Genomic DNA, 11,541 nt, shown 5'->3' with positions numbered 1-11,541 from the left:
TCAGGAGAAGGACGATGCGTACCGTATCAGGCGATGTCAGCGTGCGCCTCTATCATCTGAGCGATGCCGATGGCGGCGGCGCGGCCACCACATTATTCTATGGCCCGCTCAGCGAAGCCCTGGCGATGGCCGCCGCCCAGCCCGAAACGGTGCAGGACGGGCTGTTCCTAGCCACCGACAATGATGTCGTCGCCTATCTCGACCTGCTGGAGGGCTGACGCCCCGCCCCTTTGCGCCCAGCCCGTCACGCGCTGGCCTTTACATCTCGCCGATCAACCGCTCGCGAAAGCCGGCCAGCCGCGCGACGGCTTCGTCCAGCACCGCCAGATCCTTGGCGAAGCACAACCGCACCAGATGCGTCACCGGGCGTTCGGCGAAGAAGGCGGAAATGGGAATCGCCGCGACCCCGGCTTCCGCGACCGCCCGGTCGCAGAAGGTCGCATCGTCGATCATGATGCTGCTCGCCAGCAGGTCGATGCTGAGGAACCATGTCGCCCGGCTCGGCAGGACGGCGAAGCCCTTTTCGGCCAGTCCCCCGGCCAGCCGGTCCCGCCCGCGCTGATAACCGGCGCGCATGTCGACAAACCATTGGTCGGGCTTGCCCAGCCCCTCCGCCACCGCCCATTGCAGGTTGGGCGGGGTGGTGAAGGTGAGGAATTGATGCGCCCGCGCCAGCACGCCCGAGAGCGCCGGCGCCGCGCACATCCAGCCGACCTTCCAGCCGGTCAGCGAAAAGATCTTGCCCGCCGACCCGATCTTCACCGTCCGCTCGCGCATGCCGGGAAAGCCCATCAGCGGGAGGTGGACCGCACCGTCATAGATCATGTGCTCCCACACCTCGTCGCAGATCGCGACCAGATCGTTCGCCACGCAAAAGGCCGCGAGCAGGCCCAGCTCGTCACGGTCCATCGCCGTGCCGGTGGGATTGACAGGATTGTTGAGCACGACAAGGCGCGTGCGCGGCGTGATGGCCGCATTGAGGGCATCGGCGGTCAGCCGCCAGTGCGGCGGCTCCAGCCGGACCAGGCGCGCCGTGCCGCCGGCCCGCGCGATCAACGGCAGATAGGCGTCGTAGAGCGGCTGGAACAGCAGTACCTCGTCCCCCGGCGAGATCAGCGCGAACAGCGCGGCGGCCAGCGCCTCGGTCGCGCCGGACGTCACCGTCACCTCGTCGGGCGACAGGTCCAGCGCCTGGTGATCGCGATAATGCGCCGCCACCGCCGCGCGCAGTTCCGGCAGGCCGGCCATGGGCGGATATTGGTTCGACCGCTCGGTCAGCGCCCGCGCCGCAGCATCCAGCACATCGCGATCGCCCGGCGCATCGGGAAAGCCCTGCCCCAGGTTGATCGCACCGGATGCGCGCGCACGGCCGGACATCTGCTCGAAGATGGTGGTCCCCATCCGGGCATAGACGGGGTTCACCATGCGCGCCGCCCGGTCCAGGCGCGCGCGCCGGTCAGAGGCCCAGGCGTGCCCAGAACTGGTCCGGGGCCAACCGCTCGGCCGGGTCCACCGCCTGGCCGAACCAGGAGGGATGCGGCACCGGCAGCGCCGCGGCGGGGCGCACCACAGGCGCGCGACCGCGGATCAGGCGGCGGGAACGGGCGGAAAATCGGGTGTTGGTCATCGTCGTCTCCAATATTGCGGAAACACGAAACCTGGCGTGGTCGCTTCAGTACCGTGCGCTTTAGCCGTTGGTGACGCGGAGCAAGCTGACATCCTTCAAAAGCCGCGGAGCGTGAACTCGACATCCTATCTACCGACGAAGTAGAGATATGTCTCTCAAGCATTGCTTTGCGGCTCATCATTTTTCCTTCGCCTGCAATGACGGCGCCCTCCATCCGGGCGATCACAGCAGCAGCAAGGTGCCCACCAGCGCCAGCGTGACGGCAAGGGCCGGGCGCAACCAGTGATCCCCCACGCGGGAAGACGCCATGCTGCCGATGATGATCCCGGGGATCGAGCCGGCCAGCAGCGACAGCAGCAACCCGACATCGACAGAGCCGAGAAACCAGTGGCCGACGCCCGCGATCAGGGTCAGCGGCACGGCATGGGCGATGTCGCTGCCCACGATCCGCCCCAGCGGCTGGCGGGGATAGAGGAAGATCAGCGCCGTCGCCCCGATGGCGCCCGCACCGACGGAGGAGAGGGACACCGCCGCACCGATGACGAGGCCGAGGATGACCGTCAGCGCGGTCGTCAGGCCCTCGCTCCGGTGGCTGTCATGACTGCGCGACCAGCGCGTCAGGCGATCGCGGAACAACAGCACGATGGCCGTCAGCACCAGCACCACGCCCAATACGGTCTTGATCAGCGCTTCGGCGGCGGCGGCAGGATGGCCGAGGCTGGACAGCATCCAGAGGCACAGGGCGGCGGCCGGCACGCTGCCCGTGGCGAGCAGCCCGACGATGCGCCAGTCGACCGATCCGCGCATGCCGTGGACCAGGCTGCCCACGCTCTTCGTCACCGATGCGTAGAGCAGGTCGGTGCCGACGGCTACCGACGGATGGAAGCCGAACATCAGCACCAGCAGCGGCGTCATCAGCGATCCGCCGCCCACGCCCGTCAGCCCGACGAGCATGCCGACAAACAGGCCCGCGACCGCATAAAGAGGCTGGATCGTCATTGCGGCCACAGGCTCGCGAAGTGGGTGGGCATCAGGGCGCTATACCCGATCGCGCCGGGACCGGGCGGCCGGCATCCCCATGCCGTGCATGGCCCCGTCTTTCGTCATTGCCATGCCTGCTCTCCCGCGCTCGCATCCATCCCCGCCGCTCGCATAGCGGATCGCCGCATGCGGATCGCCTTAGAAAATATGACGGGCAACAAAGCAGAGATACGCGAGCAACGCTACCCCATCCCGGCTTTGCGCCAGGCCATGCGCAGCGCTCCGGCCCGGATCGCTGCGATGGACCGCAAGGGAGCCAGAGCCGCCAGGGCAGCGCATGCCGCTATCGCGCCCGGCGCGCCACGCGCGCCTGCCACAGCATCAGCAGCGGCACGACACCCAGTTCCATGACCAGCCCGAAGCGATGGCCGGGCGTCGGCGCGCCGACCTCGACCAGCGACAGCAGCCGCGCGAGCCCGCCTGCCACCACCAGCACGCCGAGCAGGCGGAAACGCGGCCCCATGCGCGCGATATCCGGGATGCAGCTGGCAAAGGCGATGCCGACCCCCAGGAAGATGCCGCTCATATAGCGGAAATGGCTGTCGAGATCGGCCGGCAACGGCCCCAGGGCGCCCACGCCCTTCAGCCAGACCGGCCCGCGCAGCACCCCCATGCCCCCGGCCAGCAACGGCACCAGACAGGCGATGGCCACCACCGCCTGCAGCAGCCGCGCTTCAGCCTTCGTCCCCATCCTCGACCTTGTGATACAGCACTTCGTTGCGGATATGGATGGTGCGCGAGGCCAGCCGGATTTCCTGGATGAAGGTGGCGAAGGCAAGCGCCTGCAGCACCATCGCCATGATGAAGAGCAAGGCGATGGCCGTGCCCAGATGCCCCCGGAACAGCTCCGCCGAAAACAGCAGGATGACCACGAGGCAGATGGCACAACCCGACGCGACCGAAAGGAAGATGGCGCCGTTGACCACGCTCATGCGTTTGTCGAGCACTCGGATTTCCTCGACCAGCCGGTCATGCTCGCGTCCCCGGGAGGCGAGCACGCCCTTCTCCACCACCCGGGCACGGTCGATGACGCGCGCCAGCCGGCCGGCGCAGACATTGAGGAAGGCACCAAGGCCGGCAAGCATGAACACGGGCGCGACCGCGAGCTGGATCGTCTGCCCGACATGCGCCACCTGCGGCAGCTGGATGATCCCCATCGTCGCGCTCACGCCCCTCTCCCCGCGCTGCCGTCGCGCTTATGCAGCGCCCTTGGCCGGGGTATTGACGCCCATGGACTGCAGGTAACGCTTCACATTGCGCGCCGCCTGCCGCAGCCGCTGCTCATTTTCCACCATGGCGATGCGCACATAGCCCTCGCCATCCTCGCCATAGCCTACGCCGGGCGCCACCGCGACCTTGGCCTGGGTGAGCAGCTGCTTGGAAAATTCGAGCGATCCCATGTCCTTGAGCGCGGGCGGCAGCGGCGCCCAGGCGAACATCGAGGCGCGCGGCGCGGGGATGTCCCACCCGGCGCGGCCGAAGCTCTCCACCAGCACATCGCGGCGCTTGTGATACAGTTCGCGGTTCTTCTGGACGATGTCCTGCGGCCCGTTGAGCGCCGCGCAGGCCGCCGCCTGGATGGGCGTGAAGGCGCCATAGTCGAGATAGCTCTTCACCCGGGTCAGCGCGGCGATCAGCTGTTTGTTGCCGACCGCGAAGCCGATGCGCCAGCCCGCCATCGAATAGGTTTTCGACAGCGAGGTGAACTCGATCGCGACATCCTTGGCGCCGGGCACCTGCAGGATGGACGGCGTCGGGTTGCCGTCATAATACAGCTCGGAATAGGCAAGGTCGGACAATATCCAGACCTTGTTCTCCTTCGCCCACGCGACCAGCCGTTCGTAGAAGGCAAGGTCCACCGTCTCCGCCGTCGGATTGCTGGGATAGCCCACCACCAGCACGGACGGGCGCGGCACCGTAAAGGCCATCGCCCGGTCGAGCGAGCGCCAGTAATTCTCGTCCGGCGTGGTCGGCACGGAGCGGATGGTCGCCCCCGCGATGATGAAGCCGAAGGTGTGGATCGGGTAGCTGGGATTGGGCGCCAGCACCACGTCGCCCGGCGCGGTGATCGCGGTGGCGAGACTGGAGAGCCCTTCCTTCGACCCCATGGTCACGACGACTTCCGTATCGGGATCGACATCCACACCGAATCGGCGGGCATAATAATTGGCCTGCGCCTTGCGGAGGCCGGGAATCCCCTTGGACGCGGAATAGCCATGCGCGTCGGGCTTCGACGCCACCTCGATCAGCTTGGCGATCACATGATCGGGCGGCGGCAGATCGGGATTGCCCATGCCAAGGTCGATGATGTCCTCACCCGCCGCGCGCGCCGCCGCCCGCATCGCGTTGACTTCGGCGATGACATAGGGGGGAAGGCGTTTGATGCGGTAAAATTCTTCGGACATTGTCGGCGACTTTCCTTGTTCCGTCTCCGTTGGAGGCTTGCTAGGCTGGCGCAATCTGGTGCGCCGCGACCGGCTATATACGCCGACCGCGCCGCTTGCCAGAGAAAGCACGACGGGCCGGAAACGCGCGCAGGGCCGGAAAGCGCGAAGGGAGAGTGGCATGGCCGATCGCGAACATCCTGTACCCGCCACGGCGATCCCTTCGCTGGAACAGATGCAGCAATGGACGCTGACCATCGGTCAGGCGCAGCAGCTGATCCTGGAGCATGCGGCAACGGCGATGGCCAGGGCCGCACCGGTCCTGACCGGGGGTACGGCCGAGCCGGAAACCGCCGCTGCGCGCCCGGCCGTGCCGCTGCCGTTCAACGTCGAAACCATTGCCGCGATCCAGAGCGAGTTCGCCGGGGAGGGGATGGCGCTGTGGCAGCGCTTCCTTGACGGCGGCGGCATGCTGCGCGATCCGCCAGCCCCCGTCGCCCAGGACAAGACCGGGGACAAGACCCGGGACGGGGCACCGGCGAAAAAGCGCGGCGGCGATCCTCGCTTTGCCGACCCGGCATGGACGGAGCATCCGCTGTTCGACCTCATCCGGCAGAGCTATCTGCTCGCCGCCGACTATCTCATGCGGCTGACCGATGCGGTGGACGGCGTGCCGCCCAAGCAGAAGGAGCAGCTCCGCTTCGCCACGCGCGGGCTGGTCGATGCGCTTTCGCCCAGCAATTTCCCGCTCACCAACCCCGCCGTGCTGCAGAAGACGATCGAGACCGGGGGCGAGAACCTGCTCACCGGCCTGCGCAACATGCTCGCCGATCTGGAAAAGGGCCAGCTGACCCAGGCCGACACCAGCCAGTTCGAGCTGGGCCGCAACATCGCGGCGACGCCGGGCAAGGTGATCTACGAAACCCCGCTCTATCAACTCATCCATTATGAACCGACGACGCCGGATGTGCTGAAGACGCCGCTCATCATCTTCCCGCCATGGATCAACCGCTTCTACATCCTCGACCTGTCCCCGCAGAAGAGCCTCGTTAAATGGGCGGTGGACCAGGGCATCAGCGTCTTCATGGTCTCATGGAAATCCGCCGACGCCAGCATGAAGGATGTGACGTGGGACGATTATATCCTGCGCGGGCAGGTGGACGCGATCGACACGGTGCGCGACCTGCTGGGTGTCGAAAGCGTACACACCATCGGCTATTGCGTGGCGGGAACGACGCTGGCGGCGACGCTCGCCGTGCTCGCCGCGCGGGGCGAGGCGCACAAGGTGGCGAGCGCGACCTTCTTCGTGGCGCAGGTGGATTTCTCCAGGGCGGGCGATCTCAGCCTGTTCGTGGATGACGAACTGCTGAAGCTGATCGACCAGCTTTCCACCCCCGGCTTCCTCGACGGGCGCTACATGGCGGCGACGTTCAACCTGCTGCGCGCCCGCGACCTCATCTGGAACTATGTGGTCAACAATTATCTGCTGGGGAAGGATTATGCGCCCTTCGACCTGCTCTACTGGAATGGCGACACCACCAACCTGCCCGCCGCCTGGCACAAGGCCTATCTGAGCGACCTGTATCGCGACAACAAGCTGGTGATCCCCGGCGCGCTCAGCGTCGGGGGAACGCCGCTCGACCTGCGCCTGGTCCACACGCCCAGCTATGTGCAGGCCGGGCGCGAGGACCATATCGCGCCGATGGAAAGCGTGTGGAAGATCACCGAGCATTTCAAGGGGCCCGTGCGCTTCCTGCTGGCGGCGTCTGGCCATATCGCCGGCGTCGTCAATCCGCCGGCGGCGGGCAAATATGGCTATTGGTGTTCGGACGCCCCCGCCGCGACGCTGGATGAATTCATCGCCCAGGCCACCGAAAACAAGGGTAGCTGGTGGCCCGACTGGCTGGCCTGGATTCACGCGCTCGATTCAACCACCGTGGTTGCGAAAGGCGCGCGCCGCCCCGGAAAGGGCAAGCGCAAGGCCATAGAGGATGCACCGGGCCGCTATGTAAGGCTCCATTAAACAGGGGTAATTCCGCTTTGGATCGGATTTTCCGGTTTTATGCTGCACTGCACAATAAATAGCCTTGCATGAAGCTGGGCTTTTCGGTATTGTGCGCTGCAACAAGAGGAGTCGTTCCATTGGCCGACACACCTAAAACCCCGAAACCTGCAACGCCCCGTGCCGCCGCGAAAGCGCCCGGCAAGACACCGGCAATGTTGACGGCCGCCCAGGCTCTCGACGCTGCCAGCAGCAGCATCGCGCCCGCCCCGACAAAGGCGCCGCCGACTCCAAAGGCTGCCAAGGTCGCGGCACCACCGGTCGCCAAGGCCATACCGGCCACGCCGCCGGCGGCCCCCGCAACACCGGCGGAAATCGCGGCAGAACCCATTGTCGCCCAGACTTCTCCTGCACCGCCGGCAGAGGCACCGGCTGCTCCGATCGTCTCAAAACCGACATCGGACCCTGTTACGCCTGTCGCGACGGCGGCCGTCGCCCCTGCTGCTCCTGAGCTCCCGCCCGTGGTCACGCCGAAGACCATTCCAGCGGTTCCTGTTGAAGAAGGAATATCGAAGATGACCGACGTGATCGAAACCACCAAGAAGTTTGCCGAAGAGACCAAGGCCAAGTTTGAAACCGCCTTCGCCGACATCAACGAGAAGGCCAAGGCCAGCGTCGAGAAGTCGACCAAGGCGCTTGAGGAGCTGGGCGCTCTTGCCAAGGGCAATGTCGAAGCGATGGTCGAATCGGGCAAGATCGCTGCCAAGGGCGTGGAAGCGCTGGGCCAGGACGCCGCCGAGTACAGCCGCAAGAATTTCGAAAAAGCCACCGCGACGATGAAGAGCTTCGCCTCCATCAAGACGCCGGCCGAATTCTTCCAGCTGCAGAGCGAGCTGTTCTCCAGCAGCTTCGACGCCTTCGCCAAGGAAACGGCCAAGAGCAGCGAAGCCATGATCAAGCTGGCCGGTGACGTCGTTCAGCCGATCAGCAACCGCGTGTCGATCATCACCGACAAGGTGAAGTCGCTGGCCGCCTGAGGCCGGGACTGGCGGTTTCCCGCCGATCCGGAATAATGAAAAAGGGGCGGCCACGCAGGATGCGTGCCTGCCCCTTTTCATGTTTGCGGCCTCCGGCATCGCCGGGGATCGGCGCCCGGCCGCCATTGGCCCGTCCTGATCCGATTCGGCCGCACATCCATGCCGTGCCGCCGCACGACAGCATCAAATCGACGCAGACAAACATGGTAACTGCCGCCCACCCCCCTTGCGTGCGTGCGAACATATGCCATATTCTCCAGCATCATGCACAAGGCACAGCTTCTCCCCCGCCCGGCGTCCATGGCGGAGCGCAAGGACGATGAAGACGGCACCGGCGGTCCCGGCGTCGGCATCGCCACGCGCACCCGCGCGCGGACAAAGAAGCCCTCGCTCTACAAGGTGCTGATGCTGAACGACGATTACACGCCGATGGAATTCGTCGTCCATGTGCTCCAGCGCTTCTTCCGCATGGACATGGAAGAGGCGACTCGCGTGATGCTGCATGTCCACCAGCGCGGCGTCGGCGTCTGCGGCATCTTCAGCTATGAAGTGGCCGAAACGAAGGTGAACCAGGTGATGGACTTCGCCCGGCAGAACCAGCACCCGCTGCAATGCACGCTGGAGAAAGCCTGACGTTCAGGCTGCCGGGGCGCCCGATCGCGCGCTCATCGACCATCCTCTCCATCCGCAAATGCCGGGGCAGCCAAAGCGGCGCCATGTGCGCGGATGGGCGACGGCCATGAAGCGCAGGCCGCGTCGAACGCCGCCGCATCACGCGCATAGAGCGCCCTGATCGCCGCTTCATAGCCCGGCCGGTCGCCCGCCATCGCGGTCAGGAAATGATAGGCCGCGTCCATGGCAGCGCGCGGCGACGGCGTAGCACATGCCTCCCGACGCGCGGCCTCGACCAGGCGGCGCAATGTCACCGACGCGCCACCCGGTTGCGTCGCAAGCCAGTCCCAATGCCGGGGCAGCAATGTCACCTCACGCGCCTGCACGCCCAGCCGGGGCCGCCCCCGTCCACGGGACTGCGGCACCTGCGCCCTGTCACCGATGGAGTCGCCGGACCCGTCGCTAATCCCAGCATTGGCCGCACTGGCCACACCGCGCAGGGCGATGTCCACCTGTCGCCCGGTCGCATCGTCGAAGATGAGGATCGTCGGCGCATCGCCGCCCATGGCCAGGATCGCGGCGCGCACCTCATCCTCGTCGCCCGTCCCGATCCAGCTTTCCGCGGCAAAGGCCGTCAATGTGCGTTCCATGTCGCGCTCCTTTCGGAACGGCATATATTACCCGGATAAAATGAGTCAATATTATCCGGGTAATATATAAGCGAATGGCTAACGCAATTCCACCCAGACCGGGGCATGGTCGCTGGCCTTTTCCCGCCCGCGAAAATCCTTGTCGACCTGCGCATCGACCAGCCTGTCGGCGGCGGCGGGGCTGAGCAGCAGATGGTCGATGCGGAAGCCCGCATCGCGCGGCCAGGCATTCATCTGATAATCCCAATAGGTCCACACCCCGCCCGCCGGATGCCGGGTGGCGATGGCGTCCGCCCAGCCATCGCCCAGCAAGCGGCGATAGGCGGCACGGCTTTCCGGCTGCATCAGCGCATCGTCGGCCATGGCCTTCACCGAATAGATATCCCGATCGCGGGGGATGACATTATAGTCGCCGGCCAGCACCGCCGGCACCTCTTCCGCCCAGATCTGCGCCGCACGGTCGCGCAGCCGCTTCATCCAGCGCAGCTTGTAGTCGAATTTCGGGCCCGGCTGCGGATTGCCATTGGGCAGGTAGATGCTGGCGATCCGCACCCCATCCACCTCCGCCTCCAGATAGCGGCTATGTTCGTCCTCCGGCTCGCCCGCAAGCCCGCGCGCGACCTCTACCGGCACCTGCCCCCGCGCCAGGATGGCGACGCCGTTGAAGCCCTTTTGCCCATGCCAGATCGCGCCATAGCCGGCCGCCTCGATATCCTTCTCAGGAAAGGTCTCGTCGGATGTCTTGATCTCCTGCAGGCAAGCGACGTCGGGCCGGGTTTCGTCCAGCCATTCGATCAGGCGCGGCAGGCGCGCCTTGATCCCGTTGATGTTGAAAGTGGCGATACGCATGGGGCTGTGGGAGCCCAAAGCGACGCGCAGGTCAAGCGGTGAGTGCGCCGATCACGCGCCGACAGGTCAGACCGCGAAGCTGGAACCGCAGCCGCAACCGGCGGTCGCATTGGGATTCGTCACCTTGAAGGCCGCGCCGCCCAGATCCTCGACATAGTCGACGCTGGCCCCGCGGACGAGATCGAGGCTGACCGAATCGACCAGCAGGGTCACGCCATCGCGCTCCACCGACAGGTCGTCGCCTTCCGGCGCATCGGCCAGCCCGAAGCGATATTGGAAGCCCGAACAGCCACCGCCCTCTACGGCAAGGCGCAATATGGCGGGCTTGCCCTGCCGGGCCGCGATTGCCGCGACACGGGCAGCAGCGGAAGGGGTGAGATCAATGTCGCTCATGCACGCCAAGATAGGGGGGCAATGGGGTGCAGGCAAGGGACGCTGTTGGAAAGGGGCAATCGGGGTAGCCACGCAGCCGGGGAGCATTGCGCGACCGAAGACAACAGCGCGGGTCAGCGCTGCATCCGCCCATCGGCGATCTTGTCGGGGAAGTCGGGTAAGAAAGGGGCGGATCAGTTCGCCGCCTTCTCCTCGCGGCTGGTCGGGCCACCGACCGCAAGCGGCGGCTTGGTGTTCATGGCGACCATATAATCGGCGCCGGCCACGAAGGGCAGCGGGTTGATGGCCGCGCCATCGACGCGGACTTCATAATGCAGATGGCTGCCGGTGGAACGGCCGGTCGATCCCATCAGGCCGATGATCTGGCCACGGCGCACGCGGCTGTTGGGCTCCACGATCAGCTTCGACATATGGCCGTAGCGCGTTTCCATGCCGTTGCCATGGGTGATTTCCACCATGTTGCCATAGCCGTTCACCCAGCCGGAGCGGGCGACGATGCCGTCGGCGGTCGCATAGATGGGCGTGCCGACGGGGCCGGGGATGTCGATGCCCTTGTGCATGCGGGCGCGGCCGTTGAAGGGATCGGAGCGGACGCCGTAATTGCTGGTCAGGCTCAGCTTGTCGACGGGGCGGCCGGAGGGGATGTAGACGGCGGCGCGGGTCACATCGTCCATCTTCTTCCAGCTGGAAAAGAGGGTCTGGAACCCGGCGTCGGAGGCGCCCATCGCGTTCATGTCGGCTTCGGTGATGTCGGCATAGGGGCCGTCATCGGTGTTTGCCGCATTCGCCGGCGCCGCGGCACACAGGGTTACGAACGTCGCCGCACCCAGAAGAGCTTTCGCGGTGGAAGAAAAAAGGCGGAACAAACGGCTTTTATTATCGTTGCCAATAAAGCGATGCGACATGCGAACCCCGACTTATTCGGACGCGCCGGTTTTCCAGCGTG

General features: G+C 65.9%; 14 protein-coding genes. 4 read left to right on the top strand and 10 right to left on the bottom strand.

Features of this window, described 5'->3' with window-relative positions; genetic code table 11:
- The first annotated feature begins 14 nt into the window (after nucleotides 1–14).
- Nucleotides 15–218, top strand: a complete 204-nt coding sequence (locus tag WFP78_RS02870) for a hypothetical protein (protein ID WP_336958462.1) — start codon at nucleotides 15–17, stop codon at nucleotides 216–218.
- A 40-nt stretch (nucleotides 219–258) separates the two neighbouring features.
- Here the strand turns inward: WFP78_RS02870 and WFP78_RS02865 are convergent, their stop codons facing one another.
- The 6 genes from WFP78_RS02865 to WFP78_RS02840 form a co-directional block, all read right to left on the bottom strand.
- A complete protein-coding gene (locus WFP78_RS02865; protein ID WP_336958461.1) occupies nucleotides 259–1,425 on the bottom strand; it encodes an aminotransferase in 1,167 nt (388 codons plus the stop codon).
- Nucleotides 1,426–1,456: 31 nt separating this feature from the next.
- Nucleotides 1,457–1,627, bottom strand: coding sequence for a hypothetical protein (locus WFP78_RS02860; protein WP_336958459.1), 171 nt, complete (start codon nucleotides 1,625–1,627; stop codon nucleotides 1,457–1,459).
- Between the two features lie 222 nt (nucleotides 1,628–1,849).
- Nucleotides 1,850–2,626, bottom strand: coding sequence for a sulfite exporter TauE/SafE family protein (locus tag WFP78_RS02855; RefSeq protein WP_336958457.1), 777 nt, complete (start codon nucleotides 2,624–2,626; stop codon nucleotides 1,850–1,852).
- Between the two features lie 325 nt (nucleotides 2,627–2,951).
- Nucleotides 2,952–3,359, bottom strand: a complete 408-nt coding sequence (locus WFP78_RS02850; protein ID WP_336958455.1) for a DUF4345 domain-containing protein — start codon at nucleotides 3,357–3,359, stop codon at nucleotides 2,952–2,954.
- On the bottom strand, nucleotides 3,343–3,825 hold the full coding sequence (locus WFP78_RS02845; RefSeq protein WP_336958880.1) for a DUF2721 domain-containing protein: 483 nt from the start codon (nucleotides 3,823–3,825) through the stop codon (nucleotides 3,343–3,345). Before WFP78_RS02845 ends, WFP78_RS02850 begins: the two co-directional genes overlap by 17 nt.
- 39 nt (nucleotides 3,826–3,864) lie before the next feature.
- Nucleotides 3,865–5,073: an LL-diaminopimelate aminotransferase gene (locus WFP78_RS02840; protein ID WP_336958453.1), complete on the bottom strand. Its 1,209-nt coding sequence runs from the start codon at nucleotides 5,071–5,073 to the stop codon at nucleotides 3,865–3,867.
- Between the two features lie 160 nt (nucleotides 5,074–5,233).
- On the opposite strand from WFP78_RS02840, the gene WFP78_RS02835 reads away from it, so the two are divergent.
- The 3 genes from WFP78_RS02835 to clpS all read left to right on the top strand — a co-directional run bounded on the left by WFP78_RS02835 (nucleotide 5,234) and on the right by clpS (nucleotide 8,724).
- Entirely contained in the window at nucleotides 5,234–7,075 is a 1,842-nt protein-coding gene (locus tag WFP78_RS02835) for a PHA/PHB synthase family protein (RefSeq protein WP_336958451.1), read from the top strand.
- A gap of 68 nt (nucleotides 7,076–7,143) precedes the next feature.
- The gene (locus tag WFP78_RS02830) at nucleotides 7,144–8,091 is read left to right on the top strand and encodes a phasin family protein (protein WP_336958450.1); all 948 of its coding nucleotides are present in this window, start codon (nucleotides 7,144–7,146) and stop codon (nucleotides 8,089–8,091) included.
- A 264-nt stretch (nucleotides 8,092–8,355) separates the two neighbouring features.
- Nucleotides 8,356–8,724, top strand: a complete 369-nt coding sequence (gene clpS, locus WFP78_RS02825; RefSeq protein ID WP_419722899.1) for an ATP-dependent Clp protease adapter ClpS — start codon at nucleotides 8,356–8,358, stop codon at nucleotides 8,722–8,724.
- A gap of 32 nt (nucleotides 8,725–8,756) precedes the next feature.
- On the opposite strand, the gene WFP78_RS02820 is transcribed toward clpS, so the two are convergent.
- The 4 genes from WFP78_RS02820 to WFP78_RS02805 all read right to left on the bottom strand — a co-directional run bounded on the left by WFP78_RS02820 (nucleotide 8,757) and on the right by WFP78_RS02805 (nucleotide 11,500).
- Nucleotides 8,757–9,353: a DUF2239 family protein gene (locus WFP78_RS02820; protein WP_336958448.1), complete on the bottom strand. Its 597-nt coding sequence runs from the start codon at nucleotides 9,351–9,353 to the stop codon at nucleotides 8,757–8,759.
- 78 nt (nucleotides 9,354–9,431) lie between these two features.
- Nucleotides 9,432–10,202, bottom strand: a complete 771-nt coding sequence (gene xth / locus WFP78_RS02815) for an exodeoxyribonuclease III (protein ID WP_336958446.1) — start codon at nucleotides 10,200–10,202, stop codon at nucleotides 9,432–9,434.
- Nucleotides 10,203–10,268: 66 nt separating this feature from the next.
- Nucleotides 10,269–10,595, bottom strand: a complete 327-nt coding sequence (gene erpA / locus WFP78_RS02810) for an iron-sulfur cluster insertion protein ErpA (RefSeq protein WP_336958443.1) — start codon at nucleotides 10,593–10,595, stop codon at nucleotides 10,269–10,271.
- Nucleotides 10,596–10,768: 173 nt separating this feature from the next.
- Nucleotides 10,769–11,500 (bottom strand): M23 family metallopeptidase, encoded by a 732-nt coding sequence (locus tag WFP78_RS02805; RefSeq protein ID WP_419722898.1) that lies wholly within the window; start codon nucleotides 11,498–11,500, stop codon nucleotides 10,769–10,771.
- Nucleotides 11,501–11,541 lie beyond the last annotated feature (41 nt).

Source organism: Sphingobium aquiterrae (assembly GCF_037154135.1).
GTDB classification, from domain to species: domain Bacteria; phylum Pseudomonadota; class Alphaproteobacteria; order Sphingomonadales; family Sphingomonadaceae; genus Sphingobium; species Sphingobium aquiterrae.
The sequence above is the reverse complement of the archived record's forward strand: the minus strand, read 5'-3'. Positions and strand labels throughout refer to the sequence as shown.

Coding starts and splice junctions, on each gene's coding strand:
- WFP78_RS02870 (WP_336958462.1), top strand. CDS start 15: ATGCGTACCGTATCAGGCGATGTCAGCGTGCGCCTCTATCATCTGAGC.
- WFP78_RS02865 (WP_336958461.1), bottom strand. CDS start 1,425: ATGGTGAACCCCGTCTATGCCCGGATGGGGACCACCATCTTCGAGCAG.
- WFP78_RS02860 (WP_336958459.1), bottom strand. CDS start 1,627: ATGACCAACACCCGATTTTCCGCCCGTTCCCGCCGCCTGATCCGCGGT.
- WFP78_RS02855 (WP_336958457.1), bottom strand. CDS start 2,626: ATGACGATCCAGCCTCTTTATGCGGTCGCGGGCCTGTTTGTCGGCATG.
- WFP78_RS02850 (WP_336958455.1), bottom strand. CDS start 3,359: ATGGGGACGAAGGCTGAAGCGCGGCTGCTGCAGGCGGTGGTGGCCATC.
- WFP78_RS02845 (WP_336958880.1), bottom strand. CDS start 3,825: ATGGGGATCATCCAGCTGCCGCAGGTGGCGCATGTCGGGCAGACGATC.
- WFP78_RS02840 (WP_336958453.1), bottom strand. CDS start 5,073: ATGTCCGAAGAATTTTACCGCATCAAACGCCTTCCCCCCTATGTCATC.
- WFP78_RS02835 (WP_336958451.1), top strand. CDS start 5,234: ATGGCCGATCGCGAACATCCTGTACCCGCCACGGCGATCCCTTCGCTG.
- WFP78_RS02830 (WP_336958450.1), top strand. CDS start 7,144: ATGAAGCTGGGCTTTTCGGTATTGTGCGCTGCAACAAGAGGAGTCGTT.
- clpS (WP_419722899.1), top strand. CDS start 8,356: ATGCACAAGGCACAGCTTCTCCCCCGCCCGGCGTCCATGGCGGAGCGC.
- WFP78_RS02820 (WP_336958448.1), bottom strand. CDS start 9,353: ATGGAACGCACATTGACGGCCTTTGCCGCGGAAAGCTGGATCGGGACG.
- xth (WP_336958446.1), bottom strand. CDS start 10,202: ATGCGTATCGCCACTTTCAACATCAACGGGATCAAGGCGCGCCTGCCG.
- erpA (WP_336958443.1), bottom strand. CDS start 10,595: ATGAGCGACATTGATCTCACCCCTTCCGCTGCTGCCCGTGTCGCGGCA.
- WFP78_RS02805 (WP_419722898.1), bottom strand. CDS start 11,500: ATGTCGCATCGCTTTATTGGCAACGATAATAAAAGCCGTTTGTTCCGC.